The sequence below is a fragment of the Paludibacter sp. 221 genome, from assembly GCF_010501035.1.
Taxonomy (GTDB): domain Bacteria; phylum Bacteroidota; class Bacteroidia; order Bacteroidales; family Paludibacteraceae; genus QVMH01.
The window spans coordinates 12,272-35,194 of the sequence record NZ_QVMH01000003.1 but is presented as its reverse complement, the minus strand read 5'-3'; the positions used below and the strand labels follow the sequence as shown (position 1 = coordinate 35,194).

At 40.0% G+C, this 22,923-nt stretch carries 21 protein-coding genes; 15 read left to right on the top strand and 6 right to left on the bottom strand.

Annotated features, from left to right (window positions below):
* Positions 1 to 253: 253 nt before the first annotated feature.
* The 4 genes from D0T49_RS01160 to D0T49_RS01145 all read right to left on the bottom strand — a co-directional run bounded on the left by D0T49_RS01160 (position 254) and on the right by D0T49_RS01145 (position 4,812).
* The gene (locus D0T49_RS01160) at positions 254 to 1,216 is read right to left on the bottom strand and encodes a hypothetical protein (RefSeq protein ID WP_163628756.1); all 963 of its coding nucleotides are present in this window, start codon (positions 1,214 to 1,216) and stop codon (positions 254 to 256) included.
* Between the two features lie 17 nt (positions 1,217 to 1,233).
* Positions 1,234 to 1,764 (bottom strand): hypothetical protein, encoded by a 531-nt coding sequence (locus D0T49_RS01155; protein WP_163628755.1) that lies wholly within the window; start codon positions 1,762 to 1,764, stop codon positions 1,234 to 1,236.
* Positions 1,765 to 1,936: 172 nt separating this feature from the next.
* Positions 1,937 to 3,334 carry an asparagine--tRNA ligase gene (asnS, locus tag D0T49_RS01150; protein WP_163628754.1) on the bottom strand — a complete coding sequence of 466 codons (1,398 nt, stop codon included), beginning with the start codon at positions 3,332 to 3,334 and terminating at the stop codon, positions 1,937 to 1,939.
* A 137-nt stretch (positions 3,335 to 3,471) separates the two neighbouring features.
* On the bottom strand, positions 3,472 to 4,812 hold the full coding sequence (locus D0T49_RS01145) for an SUMF1/EgtB/PvdO family nonheme iron enzyme (protein WP_370519559.1): 1,341 nt from the start codon (positions 4,810 to 4,812) through the stop codon (positions 3,472 to 3,474).
* A 525-nt stretch (positions 4,813 to 5,337) separates the two neighbouring features.
* On the opposite strand from D0T49_RS01145, the gene folP reads away from it, so the two are divergent.
* The 5 genes from folP to D0T49_RS01120 all read left to right on the top strand — a co-directional run bounded on the left by folP (position 5,338) and on the right by D0T49_RS01120 (position 9,639).
* Positions 5,338 to 6,171 carry a dihydropteroate synthase gene (gene folP / locus D0T49_RS01140; protein WP_163628752.1) on the top strand — a complete coding sequence of 278 codons (834 nt, stop codon included), beginning with the start codon at positions 5,338 to 5,340 and terminating at the stop codon, positions 6,169 to 6,171.
* Positions 6,172 to 6,293: 122 nt separating this feature from the next.
* A complete protein-coding gene (cdaA, locus tag D0T49_RS01135; protein ID WP_163628751.1) occupies positions 6,294 to 7,079 on the top strand; it encodes a diadenylate cyclase CdaA in 786 nt (261 codons plus the stop codon).
* A gap of 216 nt (positions 7,080 to 7,295) precedes the next feature.
* The gene (locus D0T49_RS01130; RefSeq protein WP_163628750.1) at positions 7,296 to 7,802 is read left to right on the top strand and encodes a DUF1573 domain-containing protein; all 507 of its coding nucleotides are present in this window, start codon (positions 7,296 to 7,298) and stop codon (positions 7,800 to 7,802) included.
* A gap of 100 nt (positions 7,803 to 7,902) precedes the next feature.
* Complete coding sequence (gene meaB / locus D0T49_RS01125) at positions 7,903 to 9,006, top strand: methylmalonyl Co-A mutase-associated GTPase MeaB (protein WP_163628749.1); 1,104 nt, start codon at positions 7,903 to 7,905, stop codon at positions 9,004 to 9,006.
* A gap of 54 nt (positions 9,007 to 9,060) precedes the next feature.
* A complete protein-coding gene (locus D0T49_RS01120; RefSeq protein ID WP_163628748.1) occupies positions 9,061 to 9,639 on the top strand; it encodes a DNA-3-methyladenine glycosylase I in 579 nt (192 codons plus the stop codon).
* A gap of 68 nt (positions 9,640 to 9,707) precedes the next feature.
* On the opposite strand, the gene D0T49_RS01115 is transcribed toward D0T49_RS01120, so the two are convergent.
* Complete coding sequence (locus D0T49_RS01115) at positions 9,708 to 10,235, bottom strand: hypothetical protein (protein ID WP_163628747.1); 528 nt, start codon at positions 10,233 to 10,235, stop codon at positions 9,708 to 9,710.
* Between the two features lie 346 nt (positions 10,236 to 10,581).
* Here D0T49_RS01115 and D0T49_RS01110 point away from each other — a divergent pair, with 346 nt between their 5' ends.
* The 3 genes from D0T49_RS01110 (at position 10,582) to D0T49_RS01100 (ending at position 14,262) form a co-directional block, all read left to right on the top strand.
* Positions 10,582 to 12,426 (top strand): 2-oxoacid:acceptor oxidoreductase subunit alpha, encoded by a 1,845-nt coding sequence (locus D0T49_RS01110; RefSeq protein ID WP_163628746.1) that lies wholly within the window; start codon positions 10,582 to 10,584, stop codon positions 12,424 to 12,426.
* Between the two features lie 4 nt (positions 12,427 to 12,430).
* Positions 12,431 to 13,444 carry a 2-oxoacid:ferredoxin oxidoreductase subunit beta gene (locus D0T49_RS01105; RefSeq protein ID WP_163628745.1) on the top strand — a complete coding sequence of 338 codons (1,014 nt, stop codon included), beginning with the start codon at positions 12,431 to 12,433 and terminating at the stop codon, positions 13,442 to 13,444.
* An 86-nt stretch (positions 13,445 to 13,530) separates the two neighbouring features.
* Complete coding sequence (locus tag D0T49_RS01100; protein WP_163628744.1) at positions 13,531 to 14,262, top strand: acyl-[acyl-carrier-protein] thioesterase; 732 nt, start codon at positions 13,531 to 13,533, stop codon at positions 14,260 to 14,262.
* Positions 14,263 to 14,334: 72 nt separating this feature from the next.
* Here D0T49_RS01100 and D0T49_RS01095 read toward each other — a convergent pair whose 3' ends face one another.
* Positions 14,335 to 15,555 (bottom strand): MFS transporter, encoded by a 1,221-nt coding sequence (locus D0T49_RS01095; RefSeq protein ID WP_163628743.1) that lies wholly within the window; start codon positions 15,553 to 15,555, stop codon positions 14,335 to 14,337.
* 644 nt (positions 15,556 to 16,199) lie between these two features.
* Here D0T49_RS01095 and D0T49_RS01090 point away from each other — a divergent pair.
* The 7 genes from D0T49_RS01090 (at position 16,200) to nqrF (ending at position 22,870) form a co-directional block, all read left to right on the top strand.
* Positions 16,200 to 17,582, top strand: coding sequence for a Na(+)-translocating NADH-quinone reductase subunit A (locus D0T49_RS01090; protein WP_163628742.1), 1,383 nt, complete (start codon positions 16,200 to 16,202; stop codon positions 17,580 to 17,582).
* Between the two features lie 86 nt (positions 17,583 to 17,668).
* Positions 17,669 to 18,019 (top strand): four helix bundle protein, encoded by a 351-nt coding sequence (locus D0T49_RS01085; protein WP_163628741.1) that lies wholly within the window; start codon positions 17,669 to 17,671, stop codon positions 18,017 to 18,019.
* 55 nt (positions 18,020 to 18,074) lie between these two features.
* Positions 18,075 to 19,307, top strand: a complete 1,233-nt coding sequence (locus D0T49_RS01080) for an NADH:ubiquinone reductase (Na(+)-transporting) subunit B (RefSeq protein WP_163628740.1) — start codon at positions 18,075 to 18,077, stop codon at positions 19,305 to 19,307.
* Positions 19,308 to 19,387: 80 nt separating this feature from the next.
* Positions 19,388 to 20,107, top strand: coding sequence for an NADH:ubiquinone reductase (Na(+)-transporting) subunit C (nqrC, locus tag D0T49_RS01075; RefSeq protein WP_163628739.1), 720 nt, complete (start codon positions 19,388 to 19,390; stop codon positions 20,105 to 20,107).
* A complete protein-coding gene (locus D0T49_RS01070; protein WP_163628738.1) occupies positions 20,107 to 20,739 on the top strand; it encodes an NADH:ubiquinone reductase (Na(+)-transporting) subunit D in 633 nt (210 codons plus the stop codon). The genes nqrC and D0T49_RS01070 overlap by 1 nt, the downstream gene beginning before the upstream one ends.
* Positions 20,740 to 20,845: 106 nt before the next feature.
* Positions 20,846 to 21,472, top strand: coding sequence for an NADH:ubiquinone reductase (Na(+)-transporting) subunit E (nqrE, locus tag D0T49_RS01065; protein ID WP_163628737.1), 627 nt, complete (start codon positions 20,846 to 20,848; stop codon positions 21,470 to 21,472).
* A gap of 129 nt (positions 21,473 to 21,601) precedes the next feature.
* Entirely contained in the window at positions 21,602 to 22,870 is a 1,269-nt protein-coding gene (nqrF, locus tag D0T49_RS01060; protein ID WP_370519556.1) for an NADH:ubiquinone reductase (Na(+)-transporting) subunit F, read from the top strand.
* Positions 22,871 to 22,923 lie beyond the last annotated feature (53 nt).

Here is a 22,923-nt window from a genome sequence, read left to right as displayed (position 1 = left end):
GTGTGGGGTTCATCAAATCAGAAACTCGTGTCGCGATGTGGTATGGAAAAAGAAGAAAGAGTTCTCCTAACGATGATGTGTTGAAAAAATCTGTTTGTCTGACTATAACAAAAATAGAGAAAAATGGTATCAACTTACATGGAGTTGGAACCTGATTTTTTATCAATTTATGAATGGGATAGGTAATGTGATGATTATCTGTGTGTTGATATTTAGATCTTTCCCGAATTTACGTTATCCATTCTCCTGATTATTATTGCTCTTCGGCAACAGCTGCTGGTTTCACCGGAGTTCTGATAGTGAGTGTGCTTGTATTATATTCTTCATCCACGGTAGATACAGCTTTAAAAGTTAAAGCAAGTTCCTCGCTTTCTCCTTTTACATAGTATTTAAATGGAAGTTTTAATTTAGAGAAACTACCATCCATATAAAACACTCCATTCCCGTAGTCTGAAGAAGACAGGAATAAAGCGTCAAGATGTTCTTTATCCGGCAGTATGATTTCAGCTAATTCTTTATTTGATACAGATAGGTACAGTTCCTTCAGATTATGTCTTACGCCATTCATATCTATCTCGAAAATAATCGTATCGCCCAAATTGGCTTTATCAAGGATATAGTTGCCTGCCGAAACACGACTAATACGTAATGTGTCGTTTTGAGCTGTAAATAATGTGTCTTTAGGAAAGCTGATTTGCGGAGATTTAGGCCTCCTTATCGGGGCTTTCAAAACAAATACTCCGGTGTTATATTCTTCCTCTGCGTCAGAAACCGCTGTCATCGTGAGGCTGATATTTCTACTTGGTTTCTTTGCAAAATATTGGAATGGGAAACGGACACGCGATTTACTCCCGTCCAAATAAAGCGTTCCGTTTTCATAATCAGAAGAATTTAGGAATACACTATCCAGAGCCTCCTTATCCGGATATAGCAGTTCACCTGCTACATTATCTGACAGGGTCATATTCAGGTTTGTTATACGATTGAATACGCCGTCAACCTCAATCCAAAAAAATGCAGTATCGCCGGCGGTTATTGTATCTAACCGATATCCTATTGTATTGATATGTTTTATAAGTAATGTATCCTGATACGCAGTTGGAATACTGTCGGTAGGGAAATAGAATTGAGGATTAGCCCCTGTTTTTTCTCTTTTGTTGCAAGAAAAAAACAATAAGATTAATGTGCTAAACAATATGAATCGACGTATTCTCATAAAAACAGGAATATAAATTATTCTTCTCCTTCTTCGGTGTCTTTAGTTTTTTTAGTCGGAGTTATAATTGTTACCGAAAAACTATTGTATTTTTCACTTCCGTCGGTTGTCCCGCTGAATGTCAATTTTAAATTCTCCTCTTCTTCTTTCACCACATACTTGAAAGGAAAAGAAAGCACTTGGTACGTTCCGGGCATAGCAAATTTACCGTTGTCATAATCAGAGCCTGTGGTGAAGATAGACTCTAAATTTTCTTTAGCAGGCCAAATAAAATCAACAGATTTCTTTCTCGAAGATGTTATGTTATACTCCAACAGTTTATTATATAAGCTCGAAAACGAAGTGAGAAATGTAACCGTGTCTCCCACTGCAATACTGTCGAGTACATTACCTTGCGAAAAGTTTAAAAGCGTAGTATCTCCTTCGTTTACCAAAAATGCATAACATCTGAAATCGGGAGTAGCTTCGGACTCTCCTTGCAGATTACACGATGTAAATGCAATACTCATTCCCGAAAGGAATAATAGAATAAAAAACAGCTTATTCATTGTTCAATAAATAATTTAAGTTTGATTTTGCAAAAATACAAAATAAGAACAGAAACTATCTTTATATATTCATTCTTTATACAATTTTAAAAAATCAATAACCTTGATAAATACACAGTTCCCTTTTGGTTTCGAAGCCAAAAGGGAACTGTAGTATTTTTGCAAATTGATATTAAAAATCTGCGTTATTCGGGGTACGTGGAAATGGAATCACATCACGGATATTAGTCATTCCTGTAACGAACAACAACAATCGTTCGAAACCAAGACCAAAACCAGAGTGAGGAGCTGTTCCGAAACGGCGGGTATCCAAATACCACCATATATCTTTGTGTGGTACTCCCATTTCCTCGGCACGTTGCTGTAATTTTTCCAGATTTTCTTCACGCTGCGAACCTCCAATAATTTCGCCGATTTTAGGGAAAAGCACATCCATAGCACGCACGGTTTTCCCGTCGTCGTTTTGCTTCATGTAGAACGACTTGATTTCCTTTGGATAATCTGTAAGAATAACAGGCTTTTTAAAGTGTTTCTCAACCAGATAACGCTCGTGTTCCGACTGTAAATCGGTTCCCCACGAAACCGGAAATTCAAACTTCTGTCCTTTAGCAATTGCCTCTTCCAATATCTTGATTCCTTCGGTATAGGTCAGCCTTACAAAATCGTTTGCGATAACAAAGTTGAGACGCTCAAGCAGTTCTTCGTCATACATTTTTGAAAGAAACTCCAAATCATCTTTACAGTTATCCAATGCCCAGCGGATACAGTATTGGATAAAATCCTGAGCAAGCTGCATGTTTTCTTCTATCTCGTTAAATGCAACTTCGGGCTCTATCATCCAAAACTCGGCCAAGTGACGTGGCGTATTTGAGTTTTCGGCACGGAAAGTAGGCCCGAAAGTATATATCGCACCCAAAGCCATAGCTGCCAACTCACCTTCGAGCTGCCCTGATACGGTTAAACTTGTTTCTTTCCCAAAGAAATCTTCACTGTAATCGATACATCCCAAATCATCTTTAGGAGGGTTTTTCAGGTTCAAGGTAGTTACCTGAAACATTTGTCCTGCACCCTCGCAGTCCGAGCCTGTAATAATCGGAGTATGTACATAAAAGAATCCGCGCTCGTGAAAAAAACGGTGAATAGCCATTGCCATATGATGGCGAACACGGTAAACAGCTCCGAAAGTATTTGTACGGGGACGCAGGTGGGCTATTTCGCGTAAAAATTCTAATGTATGTCCTTTTTTCTGCAACGGATAAGTATCGGGATCGGCTGTGCCGTATATTTCTATTTCATCGGCCTGCACTTCTACTGTCTGTCCTTTCCCCATCGACTCTACAAGTTTACCTACAACGCTTATACAAGCACCTGTAGTAATAGGTTTGAGATATTCATCGCCAAATTTTTCATTATCAACTACGATTTGAATATTATTAATGGTAGAGCCATCATTCAAAGCTATGAAACTCACACTCTTGTTTCCTCTGCGGGTACGAACCCAGCCTTTAATATTCACATCTGTGCCAAAATCAGTACGTTTCAGCGCGTCGATAATAACTGTTCTTTTCATTTTTCTTAATTATTATGTTTTTTCGAATTGCAAAATTAATAATTTTCGCTGAGATAACTCCTATGAATATATAAAACAAATGGAGACAGGTGAATTTTCCTGTCTCCATCTTATATCTGTAGATTGTGCTATTTTTTTTATTTTTTTACAGGAGGCTCACTATCACCTATCATACTCATAGCACAACGGAAACCAATATCATTGGCCGACTGGTCTTGGTCTAAATATCTTCTGGTAGAAGGATTCAGCCAATAAGCACGGTCTTTCCACGAGCCGCCTTTATATACCCGTGTTTTATCAGTAATCTTTGGTGCTAAAATATCGGTTATATCCATTGCTACGTCGCTTCTTTCTCCAAGATTTTCAGCACCCTCGAAATAGGCTTGCAAAGAGTAGTCGGTAAATATCTGAGATGGTGCATCACCATCTTTCACATTACGAACATCTCCACCTGCGGTAGGCTGATTTTTTATTCTTCCCAAAGAATCTAATTGGTAAGTAGGATTGCCAAGTGCATCACGGCTTGCTACTACCGGCTCAACATATACATTGCCACGGAAAGAATTGTACTCGGCAACGTCTTCAAACGAAGTAGAACGATATACATCCAGCACCCACTCATTTACATTCCCTGCCATATTGAACAATCCTAAATCGTTAGGATAATATGAGTTTACGGGAGCAGGGATAGTAGCTTTATCGTTCAGGCTTCCGGCAGTACCCATCATATCGCCACGTCCGCGTACAAAGTTGGCTTGCATTTGCCCCATGTTTTTCTTATTTGAAGAACGCATCTGCGAACCGCCCCAAGGGTACATCCGACCTTCTTCTACAAAACCGTCGCTACTTGCTTTTATGGCGTATGCTGCATATTCCCACTCGGCCTCTGTAGGCAAACGAAAATCGGGCATCAATATGCCATCGCTCATTGTTACTTTACGTGCATTGCCATACAGGTCGTTTTTGGGTCTTGAACCTTGTGCCGGTTGATACGAACTTTGAAGCAGATACTTTTGAGTGTTAAAAACGAAGTTATCACGTACTTCTTCGTAGCTAAGATTCGCAAGTGATTTGAAATCCGAACTTAAAATAACTCCGGCATCAACAAGTGCCTGTTCATTTACACGGTCGGTACGCCATGTGCAAAAGTCCATAGCCTGTTCCCACGTAATTCCCACAATTGGATAGTTGTCGTATGCCGGATGAGTAAAATAGTAATTCAGATACGGTTCGTTATAAGCAAGTTCTTCGCGCCATGTTTCTTTATTGGGCTGAGCCTTTTCTACCAGTTTCGGAGCAGTTTTACCAAAAACCACTTCCATCCAATGGGCATAATCTCTCCACTCAAGATTAGTAACTTCATATTGGTCCATATAGAATGAGCTGACGGTAACCCTGCGACGCTGGCTATTACGTGGAGCAGTAACAAATTCTGTTTTTTCTCCAATCGTAAATGTTCCTCCATCCACACGTACCATTCCGCTGGGAACGGTAGTTTTATAGTTTTTTTGCACTTCAAAACCAGTTCCTTCGGGGTCGTTATATTTCCACCCAGTCAGACGCGAAGTGTCATTTTTACTACCACAGCCCACTAAAACCATTAGCAAAGCAAACAATACAAGTTTATTCCAATTCTTTATTTCCATAGATATTATAATAGATAAGAATGACTTTTTTTTAAACAAAAGTTCTGCAAAAATACAATTTTTTTGCACATCAAATTGATTTAATCAATATAATAACTCATTTTTTGATAAAAAAGTATGTATGTCAATTATTTATTTTTCTTTTCACTCGGGTTGCTATATCCCAATACACTTTATTTTTATATTTTTGCAATTCATAAAACCCCATATAAGGTTGTTTTTTGGATGTGTTTTAAAAAGTATGCTCATGCCTGCGGTTATGAAAATCTGACTTTTCAAGTCAGCACACTTTTTAAAATGTATTCGTTGTTTTTTAATATCTTTATTATCATATTAGATTTTAAAATTAAGAAAATAATGCAAATTAAATTAAACGACAAGATAATAGACTTATCAACCCCTGTAGTGATGGGGATTGTAAATATTACTCCCGATTCATTTTATTCGGAGAGCAGACATTCTACCGAAAAGCATATATTACAATCGGTAGAAAAAATACTGGCAGATGGAGGCCGGATTGTGGATATAGGCGGATATTCTTCGCGCCCTTCGGCTGCAAACGTCACTACAGATGAAGAAATACGCCGTTTGTCCTTTGCCTTGGATGTTATACTGAAAGAATTTCCGGATACATTGATTTCGATTGATACATTCCGTAGCGAGGTAGCCAAACATACAGTCGATAATTATCAGGTAGCCATTATAAACGATATTAGTGGCGGTACATTGGACGAAAATATGTTCGGCACAATAGCAGAACTCAATGTTGCTTATGTACTTATGCATATGCGCGGAACTCCGGCTACCATGCAACAATATACACAATATGATAACCTAACGGCAGAGGTACTTGCTTTTCTGCAACAACGCTTAAGCCAACTCCGGTTATTAGGAGTGAATGATGTTATTATTGACCCCGGATTTGGTTTTTCTAAAACTTTGGAGCAAAATTATACATTATTGCGGGAGATGTCTTATCTTTCGGTTCTGGATGCGCCTATACTTGCAGGGGTTTCAAGAAAATCCATGATTTACAACCTATTGGATATTACTCCACAAGAGGCATTAAATGGAACAACAGCAGTGAATATGCTGGCACTATCAGAGGGAGCCTCCATGCTGCGTGTACACGATGTGAAAGAAGCTGTAGAGGCGGTTAGAATATACGAACTGTTTAAAAACTCGAAATAAGCACAGTTTGCTGAAAAACAGTTTTTTAGAAACTGATAAGAATTAATGTTATATTTCTTGTTGTTAAATTTTGGAGAATAAGACTTGTAACTTGTAACTAATTTCTTGTAACTACTTAATTTATGGGATTTAATATCGGATTCAAGGACATTATAGATATTTTCCTCGTTGCTTTTTTGTTATATCAAGCCTATAAAATTCTGAAAAAAACGGGTGCCGGCAACGTGTTTATCGGTATCCTTACATTCATTATTATATGGTTCATGGTTTCATTTGTTTTCAAAATGGAGCTTTTGGGCGGTATCCTCGACAGGCTGATGAGCGTGGGAGCATTTGGGTTGATAGTTCTGTTTCAGGATGAAATCAAGAGATTCTTTTCGCGCTTGGGCGCACGCCGTAACTGGAAATTCATCAATATATTCAAACGTCTTTTCGGAACTAAAAAAACAGAGCAAAAAGAATATAATTTAGATTTAGCCCAAATCATTACGGCATGTAAAAACCTGTCGAAAAACAGCATGGGGGCGCTCATTGTAATTAAACGCGATTCGGACTTGAATTTGTACATACAATCGGGCGACATAATCGATGCAAACATCAACGCGCGCCTGATAGAAAATATATTTTTCAAGAATAGCCCGTTGCACGATGGTGCCATGATTATTTACGGAAGACAAATAAAAGCAGCCGGATGTATATTACCCGTATCCAAAAGCCAAAGTATTCCCAAAAGACTTGGTTTACGTCACCGTGCCGCGCTCGGAATCACCGAAACCACCGATGCAATAGCCATTATAGTGTCGGAAGAAACCGGAAAAATGTCATGGGCTGTAAACGGCGAAATATCAGTAAATGTAAAACCCGAACAGCTTGAACAGTTTCTGACTGCGGCATTGGCCAACCAATAAGTCGGGGTAAGCCGCATAAGAAACTCAAAAACGAGACCTACATCCGCCACCTGAAAGGTAAAGAGTAATAAACTAAAAGCAATGTCTTAAACCCAAAAACAACTATTAAACGATATTAAATTATTAGAGTAGAGTTGGAGTTTCTTTTGTATTTTTCGTACTTTTGTACATTCGTTAAATAACGAAGCAAAACAATCAAAAATTAAAACAAGAATTATGAAAAAATTTAGCCTTTTATTACTAAGTATATGTTTTTCGCTGGCTGCAATGTCGCAAGCATCTATCAAATTTGAAAAAAGCGAACATGATTTCGGAAAAATAGAAGAAAACGGTGGAAATGCAACATATACTTTTACATTCACTAACAATGGAGATTCTACTCTGTATATAACAAATGTAAAAGCGTCATGCGGATGTACAACTCCTTCGTGGACACAAACTCCCATTGAGCCAAACTCGAAAGGAATCATACAGGTGAGTTACAATCCTAAAGGAAGACCCGGAGCATTCGGAAAAAGCATATCTGTTTTCTCCAACGCTACTCCACAACCTCTTCGCTTGATTATAAGAGGAGAAGTGGTTGACAAAGTAGAAAACAAAGACTTTGTAGAAAAAGCGCAAGAAGATAAAACTTCAAGTGCAGCTTTCGAACAAGAAAACGACAAAGGGAAAAAAGCAAACAAAGGGAATAATAAATCAAAACCAGCGACAAAAGAAAAATAGCCAAAATCAGAGAGAGGCACTCATTTGTCGGTTAATAACATATAAAGTCTTAAAGTGTCCAGTATAATGTTCACTTTAAGATTTTAATTTTTTAAACACAATGCATTACAAACACGATAATCAACATCCTGAGAACGACCCAAACTACAAAGGGCTGAACGTCAATCGTGGAGTTGAAGATGCTCCTATCATAAATCCATACAGGCAATCAAAGCAGAAACGTAAACTTTACTCTGCAGATGAATACTTTGATGGTATCATCGCGGGGAGCATTTCTATGTTGGGGCAAGCTGTAACGCTGGTAGAAAGCTCATTGCCCGAACATCAGGAAATAGCTCAGGAGGTAATTGTAAAATGCCTTCCACATGCAGGCAAATCAATTCGCTTAGGCATAACAGGCGTGCCGGGAGCAGGAAAAAGCACGTTTATCGAAGCCTTAGGGATGCACCTTGTTCGCAACAACCATAAACTGGCTGTATTAGCCATCGACCCAAGCAGTGAACGCTCCAAAGGGAGTATACTTGGCGACAAAACGCGTATGGAGGAGCTTTCTGTTGCCAAAAATGCCTTTATACGTCCCTCGCCGTCTGCGGGCTCGTTAGGAGGCGTGGCACGTAAAACACGCGAAAGCATCATACTTTGCGAAGCAGCCGGATTCGACACCATATTTGTGGAAACTGTGGGTGTAGGACAATCCGAAACTTCAGTTCATTCGATGGTCGATTTCTTCCTGCTTATTCAGCTTGCCGGAACCGGCGACGAGCTGCAAGGAATAAAACGGGGAATAATGGAAATGGCAGACGGCATCGCTATTAATAAAAGCGACGGCAATAACATTGAGAAAGCTCAGGTTGCCCGTACTCAGTTTCAGAACGCACTCCATCTGTTTCCACCACCCGAATCGGGATGGTCGCCCGAAGTGTTGACCTGCTCTGCAATAGAAAACAGCGGCATAGCCGAAATATGGGATATGGTAGAGCGGTATATCAAATTTGTAAAAGAGAACAGCTATTTCGACAGGAAAAGAAACACGCAGTCGAAATACTGGATGTACGAAACGATAAACGAGCAATTGAAATCAAACTTTTATCAGAATGCCGACGTGCAAAAAATGTTGCAGGAAGAGGAGAAAAGAGTACTCACAAACGAAGAAAGCTCCTTCATAGCAGCCAAAAAACTACTTGATTTTTATTTTGGCAAATAACTGAAATGAACTGGATATTTTGCTAAATTTGAAAGCAAAAAACAGAATATACTTATGGATAAACTTAAACGTTGCGCTTGGGCTCCCGATAATAATCCTGAATATCAAAGGTATCATGATGAAGAGTGGGGAGTACCTGTGTATGATGACACAAAACTTTTCGAAATGCTTATTTTAGAAGGTGCACAGGCAGGGCTGAGTTGGGAAACCATACTCAAAAAAAGAGAAGGATACCGGAAAGCCTTCAATTACTTCAATGTCAGGAAATGTGCTGAAATGAGCGATGAGGAACTTGAAAAATTAATACAAAACCCTGAAATAATCCGAAACAGGCTGAAAATATTTTCGGTACGGAAAAATGCCTTGGTTTTTATAAACATACAAAAAGAGTTTGGCAGTTTCTCGAACTATATATGGAAATTCGTTGACAACAAGCCAATAATAAATAATATTTCTTCCATTACGCAGATTCCAGCAAAAACCGAACTTAGCGACAAAATTTCCAAAGATTTGAAAAAACGGGGAATGTCATTTGTTGGCTCTACTATTATTTATGCATATATGCAGGCTGTAGGATTGGTTAATGACCACACTACAGCCTGTTTCAGATATGTTTTTATCGGACAACAATAATTACAAATAAGAATTTAATTGTTTTCATTGTTAGTGTTGTTTAATTAATGAATTATTTGAATTGCATTTTAATATGGGCATTTGCCACCTCTTGTCATCGGGCATTTGCTGTTAGTATGCCGACATAAATTAGTGCCGTTTATTACATCGTGAGTAAGGTTATCGCAACTCACCTTATGCGTGTCTCCCGAGCTTCCTCCCGAAACTTTTGCCCAAATCCATAATGCTAATAATATTAAAACCAATATCAAGGCAAAGGATGCCAATGCGGCAGAAATGCCTGCGCAAAAGTAAAATAGTACGGAAATATAGGCGATATAGCCTATTTTATTACCGATGCTTGGCAGCTGCTTTATTCTGCTGTACATATTATAAATAACAACCAGAAAAGCACATCCCATAACTATCCACAATACAATTTCTTGCGAACTACTACTTGTACCTACCATTTGCATCACAAATACTATAACAACGCCTATACAAGCTGCAATTAAAGTACATATTGCCGCAAACTTGCTCATAGGAGTGTGTGTGTCATTATACTTACAGAAAATTTTGTTTTCCCAACGGTCTAAAAAATTTAGAGAGAATTTCATAATAATTGATGTGTTTTTTATAAATGTTATTTACTAAATCATCTGTCGGATTTCGTTCAAAAGGCTTCTACTAAACAACTTCTACACTGAACTTATTTTGATGTCAAAAATACTGTCTGATTTCTTAAAAAATCGGTACGTATTGGTACAAGTTTGCATCAGGTTTTATAAAAGCAAGCTATTCAGGCGAATTAGTTGACTTCCTGAATGATTCTTATTGCACTTATTTTAATCGGAAGGTGAAATAAATCTCATTATTGTAAAACAGGCTGAATATTATTTTGTACTTTTGCATCTTGAAAAATATAATCAAATTACTAAAATAAAAATCCAGTTATAAACAGACATGGAAAAAGAAAATTCAACTGAATTAGAACAAGTGGTTATCCGCTTTTCGGGAGATTCCGGGGATGGGATGCAGTTGACAGGAACTTTGTTCTCAAACATATCGGCAATATTAGGAAACGAAATTTCGACCTTTCCTGATTATCCGGCCGAAATTCGCGCGCCTCAGGGAACAATCGGTGGTGTATCCGGTTTTCAGGTACATTTAGGCTCGGGAAAAATCTATACTCCCGGCGACGAAGCTGATGTATTGGTGGCAATGAATCCCGCTGCACTGAAAGTAAATGCAAAAGGAGTGAAAAAAGGCGGAGTCATTATCTATGACGTTGATTCGTTTGAGAAATCGGACTTGGAAAAGGCCTTGTTCGTTACCGAAAATCCATTTGAGGAGCTGGGGCTTTCGGATACGATTCAGTTGGTGCCCGTGCAGTTAACTTCGCTGACACAAGAGAGTTTGAAGGATTCGGGCTTGGATAATAAGTCAATTGTCCGTAGCAAGAATATGTTTGCTTTAGGGTTGGTTTGTTGGTTGTTCAACCGTCCGATGGATCAGGCTATCCATTTTCTCGAAGATAAATTTAAAAAGAAACCCGCTATATTAGAGGCTAATATCAAGGTCTTGACCGATGGCTTTAATTATGGTAATAATCTTCATTTGTCGATTTCAACATTTGTTATCGACAAATCTCACGATGTAAAAAAAGGACGTTATACAAGCATTTGCGGAAATACATCGGCTGCCTTCGGCTTGATAGCAGCAGCCGAAAAAGCAGGCATGCAGTTGTTTTTAGGAAGTTATCCTATTACCCCTGCTACCGATGTTATGCACGAGCTTGCATATCGCAAAGATTTGGGAGTAAAGGTGGTGCAGGCCGAGGATGAAATTGCCGGCATTACTACTGCCATAGGTGCGGCATTTGCCGGAAGTTTGGCAGCTACCAATACATCAGGTCCCGGGTTGGCTCTGAAGTCGGAGGCAATCGGATTGGCTGTAATGGCTGAGTTGCCTTTGGTGATTATAGATGTTCAGCGAAGCGGGCCTTCTACCGGTATGCCCACAAAGACAGAACAAACCGACTTGTTACAGGCGCTTTACGGGCGTAATGGCGAGAGTCCGGTAGTGGTGTTGGCGGCAAGTACGCCTGCTAATTGTTTCCATTATGCTTATATGGCAAGTAAGATTGCACTGGAGCATATGACTCCGGTAATTCTGTTGACCGATGCTTTTATCGGGAACGGAACCTCTCTTTGGAAGTTGCCCAAGTTGGCAGAGCTTCCTGAGATTAAGCCTCATTACGTACAGGAAGGAATGCAAGGCTGCAAAGTAACCTGCCGTGACGAGGAATCGAAAGTGCGTTTCTGGAGTTTTCCGAGTATGGAGGGCTTCCAACACCGTAATGGAGGATTGGAAAAAGACTATGAGAAAGGAAGTATCTCTACTGATGCAGCGAACCATGAAAAAATGGTAAATACCCGTGCCGAAAAGGTAGATTATGTTGCAAACAGTATTCCAGATGTGGAAGTGGTAGGCGACAAGGATGCCGATTTGTTGGTAATAGGGTGGGGAAGTACTCAAGGACATTTGACCAGTGCGGTAGAGAAATTGAACAAGAGTGGTAAAAAAGCTGCTTTAGCACAATTCACTTATATCAATCCATTACCAAAGAATACGGCCGATGTGATACGTAAGTACAAAAAGGTAGTGGTGTGTGAGTTGAACAGCGGGCAGTTTGCTACCTATTTGCGCTCCAAAGTGTCGGGAGTTGAATACCTGCAATACAACAAAGTGCAGGGCCAACCATTTACAGTTACAGAATTAGTCGAACATTTTACAACATTGGCATAATCCTATGGAAACAACAAAACAATATACAGCAAAAGATTTTAAAAGCGACCAGTACGTCCGTTGGTGTCCCGGTTGCGGAGACCACGCTATTGTGAACGTATTACAGAAGTCAATGGCAGAGCTTGGAGTTGCTCCGCACGAAGTTGCCGTTATATCGGGTATCGGCTGTTCTTCGCGCTTGCCTTATTATATCAACAGTTATGGTTTTCATACCATTCACGGGCGTGGTGCGGCTGTAGCAACAGGCGTTAAAGTAGCTAATCCTAACCTTACTGTATGGCAAATTACCGGCGATGGCGACTGCTTGGCGATAGGTGGTAACCACTTTATACATAGCGTACGCCGCAATGTGGATTTGAACGTATTATTGTTCAACAATCAGATATACGGTTTGACTAAGGGGCAGTTTTCGCCTACATCGAAAAAAGGGCAGATTACAAAATCTTCTCCTTTCGGTACAGTTGAGCGTCCTTTCCGTCCTGCCGAGTTGACCTTTGGCGCAAGGGGTACGTTCTTTGCCCGTACATTGGATGTCGATTTGAAAACAGCACAAACGGTAATGACAGCAGCAGCTAAACACAAAGGCACTTCGATTGTAGAATGTTTGGTAAACTGTATTATTTTCAATAATGGCGCACATGGCTGGTTGGCCGAAAAAGAAAACCGTCCCGACAGGACTATTGTGCTGGAGCATGGTAAGCCAATGGTTTTTGGTAAGGACGAGAATAAAGGATTGGCGCTTGATGGATTTAACCTGAAAGTGGTAACTATAGGCGAAAACGGAGTGACAAGGGATGATATCCTTGTGCATGATGCAACTACCGAAGATACTACCCTGCATATGAAGCTGGCAATGATGGAAGGGCCTGATATGCCTATTGCTATGGGTGTGATTCGCGATGTGGAAGCCGAAACATATGATGCCGCAGTTGAAAACCAGATAAAGGAGATTCAGCAAAAATCATCTATCAAGAAATTCGACGACTTGATTGATAGCCTCGAACAGTGGGATATGTAATATTATATTAACCATTTACTCATTTACCATTTACAATTAATATTAGCTGTAAATGGTAAATTTATTAATAGCAAATTTATAAATAGATGCATTCATTAATTGGAACTTACAGGTTTAATATAGACGCTTATACTACCGACTTTCGGGGGAAAGCGACTTTGCCCCTTATGAGTAGCTTTATTCTGCAGGTGGCAACGAAGCATGCCGAAGAACGCGGATTTGGATATTCGGTAATGACGGCTCAGAACAAAGCGTGGGTTTTGTCGCGTATGGTGATAGAAATGTTTGAATACCCGAAAAACGACGACCAGCTTAATGTGAAAACATGGGTAGCTGATGCGAACAAGCTCTTTACCGAGCGTTGCGTATCGTTCGAGACGCTTGATGGTAAGCAAATAGGTTTTGCCCGTACGGTTTGGGCTGCCATTGATATTGAAACCCGCCGTCCGACCAATGTGCTTGAATTAGAAGGCTTGTCTGATTATAAAGTAGAGCAGGAGTTGCCAATAATAGGGGCAAGGAAAATTCCGGCAATAAAAGACCAAGAACCTGTAGGTAAATTTACAATCCGCTATAGCGATATTGATATTAATGGTCATTTGAACAGTATGAAGTATATCGAGCATTTCATTGATATGTTTGATATGGAGATGTTCAAGATTAAAGATATTAGGCGTTTTGAGATAAACTATACCAATGAGGCCTATTTTGGAACACGTCTGCACCTATATAAAAAGGAAGAAACAGATAGTACTTATATTCTGGAAATGAAGAACGAAGATGTGGTAATCAGTTCCTCCAGAGTAATATGGGAGTAATAGTATTTATATAAAAACGAAAACAGTTGGCAAATCAATTCTGCCAACTGTTTTTTGTTTGTGTCTATTGCGTTATTGCTCTTTTAGGCTGTTGCTTAGTTTCTTTAACGATGGGTTCAGGAATGCGACTATTCCGATGATAATAATAATGCCCCCTCCTAAAACAAAGGCGTTGGACACTCCTATAACATCGGCTATCAAGCCTGTGGCCGTAAGCCCGATGACAGAGGGTAACAGACTCACGCTGCCAAACATTGAAAATACCCGCCCCAGTGCAGAAGGCTCTACCTTTCGTTGAACTACTACTGTAAATGCTGAATAGTAAATAGAACCGGATATTCCACCGATTACAGTTAGTATAGCAAATAGTGCGAATCCCCACACGGGAAGAATACCGGAGAATAAGAATGTTAATCCCAACAGTATATACATCGCGTTTATCAAGGTGACATTGTTTGTCTTAAATGTTTTTATCCCAAGTAGTGCTCCGCCGAGCAACATCCCAACTCCCCATGCGGCTTCTATTATACTCATCTGAAACGCATTTCCATCAAAATGCTGCAAGGTCATAAGAGGAAACATTACGCTTACAGGCATCATAAAGAATGTACAGATGATTGAGAATAGAAATAACCAAGGCAGCCCTTCGGTTTTAGTTATCTCTTGTATTCCTTCTTTCATCTCGCGAAAAACATGAGGTGCTTGTGCTTCCCCTTTCGCTTCGGGGTTGGGGATGAATACGAACAATAATGAGGTACACGCAATCAGTGCGCCCAATACATCAAGCATAAGTACATACGACATATCCATGAATGATATTAGCAGCGCACCGATGGCCGGGCCTGCAATATTCGAAACCGAATTGATAGTTTGGTTAATACCCGCAATGCGCATTAATTCCGACTGCGGAGCAAGCAACGGAATGGAGGCTTGCATGGCAGGCGAGTGAAATGCTGACCCTATTGAGCGCATGGCCAAAAGCATATAGATATTCCATGTTTCTACTTTACCTGTGTAAAAGAGAATAGCCAACAGTAATGAGCATACGGCAATAAAGCTATCGGCGGCAATCATTATGCGCTTACGGTTCCAGCGGTCGATAAATACGCCTGTAAAAAAGCCTAAAATGGCTTGCGGCATTAGGGCGAATATCGAGGCTGTTGCCAGTACGCTTGCCGAGCCGGTTTCCAGACTCAGCCACAGTATGATTGCAAAGTTAACGACAGAGCTACTCAGAATTGAGAAGAATTGCCCCGACCATATTATAGCAAATGTTTTTTTCCAATTTTCCATAAAATCTTAGTTTTTCTGAATGGGGGATTTGACGGCCTGCAGAGCTGTTTTTAGTTATGTTTGGTCTACATAAAAAGAAGTTGAGCCACTCGCCTCGTTTTTGTGTGATTAACAAAAATGCTTAGCCGAAAGTTTTGTGTTCAATGATTATAAACACAACCCATCCTTTTTGATTTAACAAATAAAAAAAATAATGAAATTTAGTTTTCAATAATTCACTATTGAAAACAAACAATAACCAATGAGAGGAAGTCTGGTTGTTGTTTTAAGCGCGGTCTCTGTAAACCAGTGCTTTAGCTGTAGAACGATTAGCACACATTTTTTCTTGACTATATTAGTAGGCTGCAAAGTTAATCTGAATTTTTGATTTTACAAGGGTGCTGAAATTATTTCTTTAAACAGCGAGTTTGTCTTGTTATATTGTTTATTACCTGATGTTTATAAATTACTGAAAAATTTCTTTAATTATCCTTTATTATCACTAAAAAAATACGTAATTTTGCGTTGTTTTTTTTGAAGAACTATATTCTGCTGATTTACAGGTGATAAAAGTAAAATAGCTGCTCGAAAGCCCTGAAATTTGAGTATTGGTTCTTAATTTTCTCTTAAAACAAACAAACTTTCAATACTATATAAATATTAATATGGCGAACCTGATTAAAACTAAACGTGGTTTGGATATTGAAATCAGCGGGAAAGCAAAGGATGCTGTCGGAAGTGCAATGCCTTCGGAAGTAATTGCGATGGTTCCCGATCATTATCACGGTGTTATCCCGAAGGTGATGGTGAAACCGGGCGACAAAGTAAAGGCCGGAACTCCTGTTTTTCATGACAAAACGTTCGAGAACATGAATTTTGCATCGCCCGTAAGCGGAGAGATTATTGCCGTGAACCGTGGTGACAGACGTAAGGTGTTGAGCATAACTATTGCTCGGGAGGATAAAATTGAGTATGAAAAATTTGATGTAAAGCCGGCCGACCAACTCTCAGGCGAAGAAGTGAAAACTTTGTTGCTGCAAGCCGGACTTTGGCCCTACATTAAACAGCGGCCGTACGACGTGATTGCCAACCCTAACCACGCTCCGAAAGCTATTTTTATTTCTTCGTTCGATTCGGCTCCATTGGCTCCGAACAACGAGTTTGTGATGCGTGGTCAGTTCGACGATTTTCAAGCTGGTATCAATGCTTTATCAAAACTGACTGAAGGAAAGATCCACTTAGGCATCAGAGCCGGAAGTAAATCTACCGATTTCAGGATGGTTCACGGTGTAGAGATAACCGAATATCAAGGGGCTCATCCTATAGGAAATGTAGGGGTGCAGATTAACCATATTGACCCTGTGAATAAAGGCGAAGTGGTATGGATTATCGGGGCGCAGGATGTGCTGTTTTTAGGGCGTTTCTTTAACAAAGGCATTGTTGACTTGTCGCGCTTAGTTGCGTTGACAGGTCCCGAAGTTGTTGAAACACAATATTACCGCACATTGCCCGGAGCAAGCATTGAGCCTATAGTAAGAGGAAATGTACAAACTGGTATTCCTTTGCGTTATATTAGCGGAAATGTGCTTTCGGGCTTACAGATTGCTGCCGACGGAGCTATCGACCCTTATGCAACACAAATTACCGTGTTGGACGAAGGTAGCGAAACGCACGAGCTTGTGGGTTGGGCTATGCCACGCTTCGACCGTTTCAGCAATACTAATTTGTATTTCAGCAAAATACTGAAAAATCCACTTGTAGAAAAAGCATTTGGAAAAGTAAATTTCAAATGGGATTCGCGCCTGATGGGCGGACGCCGTGGTATTATCATGTCGAACGAATACGATAAGGTGTTGCCAATGGATATTTTGCCGGAGTTTCTTATTAAGGCAATGATGGCGCAAAATATAGATAAAATGGAAAATCTGGGTGCTTATGAGGTAGCTCCAGAGGATTTTGCGTTATGCGAGTTTGTTGATACTTCCAAATTACCGCTCCAAGCGATTGTTCGTGAAGCATTAGATTACATGAAGAGTGAGGTGGAGTGATTCAAGAGCCAAGAGCCAAGAACCAAGATTCAAGATTTTAGATTTTAGAACCAAGATTCAAGAGCCAAGAACCAAGACAATAGAAAATGCACAACTTTAAGCAAATGCAGATATGGATTAAATCAATGGAGTTGGTAAAAGATGTTTATCAGCTTACAGAATCTTTTCCCGGATTGGAAAAGTTCGGATTGATTTCGCAAATGCAACGTGCTGCTGTGTCTGTTCCGGCTAATATTGCTGAAGGTTCTGCGAAAAGCAGTAATAAAGATTTTTGTCGTTTTTTAGAAATATCAACAGGCTCTTTGTTTGAGTTGGAAACGTTGATTGTTTTATCGGCAAATTTGAATTACCTTGATTTTCAAACCTCTGAAGAAATTCAATTTAAAATAAATGAAATAGAAAAAATGATATATGGCTTTAAACAGAAATTAAATTAAAACAAACAAAGAGTCTTGATTCTTGTTTCTTGGCTCTTGTTTCTAATTAAAAATTATGAGTGGATTAAGAAAATTTTTAGATAAAATAAAACCGAACTTCGAGGAGGGAGGTAAATTTGCGAAGCTTCATTCTGTTTTTGATGGTTTCGAAACATTTTTGTTTGTTCCGAATACTACTTCGAAAAAAGGCTCTCACATACATGATGCTACAGATTCGAAGCGTACAATGATTATTGTAGTACTGGCGTTAGTTCCGGCACTATTGTTTGGTATGTACAACGTTGGATATCAGCACTTCCTTGCCATTGGGCAGGATATGGGATTTTGGGGTACTTTCTTTTTTGGCTTTTTAGCTGTGTTGCCTATTATCCTTGTATCGTACATCGTAGGGCTGGGTATCGAATTTATTGTAGCCCAAATTAAAGGACATGAAATTCAGGAAGGTTATCTTGTAACCGGATTCCTCATTCCGCTGATTGTTCCGGTAGACACTCCGCTTTGGATGATTGCCGTAGCCACTGCTTTTGCTGTGATTTTTGCAAAAGAGGTTTTTGGCGGAACAGGTATGAATATCTTCAACGTGGCTTTGGTAACACGGGCATTCTTGTTTTTTGCTTATCCTACTGCTATGTCGGGCGATACCGTTTGGGTACGTACAAAAGGTGCTTTCGGATTTGGCAAAGGCGAGGTTATTGACGCATTTTCGGGTGCTACCCCTCTTGGGCAGGTTGGAACTGCAACCGGACCTACTGCCGATATTGTAGGCACGCTGGGCGAGCCGCTTAATTTTTGGGATGGGGTTATCGGATTGATTCCGGGCTCTATTGGCGAAACTTCGGTTATTGCTATTGCTTTAGGAGCTATACTTTTGTTGGTAACTAAAGTAGCAAGTTGGAAAACAATGCTTTCTGTATTTGCAGGAGGTGCTATTGTAGGTGCTATCTTCAATTGGATAGGGCCTGACACTGCTGTTGCACATTTCCCTTGGTACGAGCATTTGGTATTTGGCGGATTTGCTTTCGGGGCTGTTTTCATGGCAACCGACCCTGTAACTTCGTCGCGTACTGAAACCGGAAAATGGATTTACGGTTTCCTTGTGGGAGCTATGGCTATTACAATCCGTGTGTTGAATCCGGGATATGCTGAAGGTATGATGTTAGCTATCTTGTTGATGAATGCATTTGCGCCGCTTATCGACTTCTATGTGGTGGATGCCAATATTAAGCGTCGTTTGAAAAGAAAAAGCCCCTCCAACCTCCCCCAAGGGGAGGCTTTAGAGAGAAGCTAAAAATGATTTTTTTGAATAATAAATAAAATTAAGTAAAAACTAATAAAAATTCTCCCCTTGGGGGAGATTTAGAGGGGCTTATGAATACAAATAAAAACAGTTATACACTGATATACTCCATAGTGATGGTAGTTGTAGTTGCTTTTCTGCTTTCGTTCGTTTCGAGCGCACTGAAGGAGAGACAGACAGCCAACGTGGAGCTTGATAAAAAGAAGCAAATCCTGAATGCTTTGCAAATAGACTGGGCAGGACAGGATGCCGGAGCGTTGTTCGATAAGTATATTGTAAATGGTTTGGTAATTAATTCGGATGCCAAAGTGTTGAAAGAATCGAAAGATGCGACCTTTAATATAGAGATTACCAAAGAAATGTCGAAACCATTGGAACAGCGTGAATTACCTGTTTTCGTTGCCGATGTAGATGGTGAAACAAAATATATTGTAAACCTTGCCGGTTCGGGATTGTGGGGAGCGCTTTGGGGCTACCTTGCACTTGATAGCGACAGAAATACTATTTATGGAGCATACTTCTCGCACGCCAGCGAAACTCCGGGTTTAGGTGCAAATATAGCCGAAAAGCCTTTTCAGGAGCAATTTAAAGGAAAACATATTTTGAACAGTGCAAACGAGTTTGTTTCGGTTGCAGTGATGAAAGCCGGAACCCGTGCCGATGGTATGGAGCAGGTAGACGGTATTTCGGGGGGAACTATCACCAGTAAGGGTGTAGAAACTATGTTATACAATAGTTTGGTTCAATACGATAAATTCTTTCAGCAAACAACGGAAGGAGGAAACAACTAATGGGAAAATTATTTTCAAATAAAACAAAAGAGGTTTTTGTAGGACCTTTGAACAAAAATAACCCTGTTACAATTCAGGTGTTGGGTATTTGTTCGGCATTGGCTGTTACAGCAAAACTGGAGCCGGCACTTGTGATGGGGCTATCGGTAACTATTATTGTAGCTTTTGCCAATGTGATAATTTCGCTGCTTCGCAATACTATTCCGGGACGTATCCGTATTATTGTTCAGTTGGTTGTAGTTGCAGCTTTGGTAACAGTGGTAAGCGAGGTGCTGAAAGCATTTGCATATGATGTAAGCGTGCAGCTGTCTGTTTATATCGGGTTGATTATTACAAACTGTATCCTGATGGGACGTTTAGAGGCGTTTGCCATGTCGAACAAACCTTGGGAATCGTTTATAGATGGATTGGGCAACGGTATTGGTTACGCTTGGATACTGATTGTAGTCGGGTTTTTCCGTGAGCTTTTAGGCTCGGGTACTTTATTAGGATACAAGGTTATACCACAGGCCTTTTATGATGCAGGCTACTCAAACAACGGATTGATGATTCTTCCTCCGATGGCTTTGATATTGGTAGCATGTATTATTTGGGTGCAACGTGCCAGAAATAAAGAATTACAAGAAAAATAAAATAGTTACAAATTACAAGTTACAAGTAGACGGGTGATTGCTCACTGTGTTTACAATAAAAAAATCTTGTAACTCGTGACTCGTAACTCGTAACTAAATAAGATATATGGAAAACTTTGCTAGTATATTAGTCAAGTCGATATTTGTCGACAATATGATTTTTGCTTACTTCTTGGGAATGTGTTCTTATCTGGCAGTTTCAAAGAATGTAAAAACATCTTTAGGTCTGGGGATAGCCGTTGTATTTGTGCTGTTCGTTACTCTGCCTGTAAACTACCTGCTCGAAATGTATGTATTGAGAGAAGGTGCGCTGAGCTGGCTGGGACCTAAATTTGCTACGCTCGACCTGAGTTTCTTGTCGCTAATCCTGTTCATTGCCGTTATTGCGGCGATAACACAATTGGTAGAAATGGTTATTGAGCGTTTCAGTCCGTCATTATACAATTCTTTAGGGATATTTCTTCCTCTTATTGCTGTAAACTGCGCTATCATGGGTGGCTCGTTGTTTATGCAACAGCGCATCGGAAGCCAGCTTAATGGCATGGGCGATGTACTTGCTTACGCTTTAGGTTCGGGTATTGGTTGGTTGCTTGCCATTGTAGGGCTGGCTGCTATCCGCGAGAAGATGGAGTATTCTGATGTGCCAAAGCCTCTGCGTGGTTTGGGTATTACCTTTATTACTGTGGCGCTTATGGGTATCGCATTTATGTGTTTCTCAGGATTGAAAATCTAACGATTTACAGATTTATTGTTTTAAGAAAAATCTGTAATATAGAAAAATAAAGAATTTAGAATATAAACATTAAAAATAAACTGTTTTGTCAATTTACTTTCTTACAAATAGTAAATGCTAAAATAGTAAATGAACAATATGATAGACGCAACTTCAATGATTACCACTATAATTGTATTTTTAGTGTTAATCCTGCTTTTAGTAATTGTTTTGCTTGTAGCAAAACGTTATCTGATACCTTCGGGCGATGTTAAAATTACCATCAATGGTGATAAAGAAGTAGTAGCCGAGTCGGGAGGAACGCTGTTGAGCACATTAGCCAATCAGAATATATATTTGTCTTCGGCTTGTGGTGGAGGCGGTACTTGTGCACAATGCCGTTGTCAGGTATTGGAAGGTGGGGGCGAGATTCTCCCTACCGAAACTGTACACTTTTCGCGCAAGGAGGTAAAAGACCACTGGCGTTTGAGCTGTCAGGTGAAGGTGAAAAACGATATGTCCATCAAGATGGACGAGTCGATACTTGGTGTGAAAAAATGGGAGTGCGAAGTTGTTTCCAATAATAATGTAGCAACCTATATTAAAGAATTTGTGGTAAAACTGCCGGAAGGCGAGCACCTGAATTTCATATCGGGAGGGTATATCCAGATAGATATTCCGAAGTATGATATTAAATTCTCTGACTTTGCTGTAGAAGAACGTTTCCGTGGCGACTGGGATAAGTTCAAGATGTGGGATCTTACTTGTAAAAATACTGAAGAAACTACACGTGCATACTCTATGGCTAACTATCCGGCCGAGGGTGACATTGTAATGCTGAATGTGCGGATTGCTACTCCTCCTTTCGACCGCGAAAAGGGAGGTTTTATGAATGTTTCGCCGGGTATAGCGTCTTCTTATATTTTCAACCTGAAACCGGGCGACAAAGTAATGGTATCCGGTCCGTTTGGTGAGTTCCATCCTCTTTTGGATTCGAAACGCGAAATGTTGTATGTAGGTGGTGGTGCCGGTATGGCTCCATTGCGTTCGCACTTGCTGCACTTGCTGAAAACGCTGGAAATAAGCGACCGTAAAATATCATACTGGTACGGAGCACGTGCTTTGAACGAAGTGTTCTATATGGAAGATTTCCTTGAGCTTGAAAAGAAATTCCCTAACTTTACATTCAATCTGGCTCTCGACCGTGAAGACCCTGAGGCTGACAAAGCGGGTGTGAAATATACAGCAGGGTTTGTTCATCAGGTAATCCTGAATAATTATCTGAAAGACCACGATGCGCCGGAAGATATTGAATACTACATGTGTGGACCGGGACCTATGGCTGCTGCTGTAGAAAAAATGTTATACGATTTGGGTGTTCCACGCGAAATGTTGATGTTCGACGATTTCGGAGCATAAACTGAAAAAGTAGATATTATAAAATATATTTCAGGATGCGGGGTTTTACAACG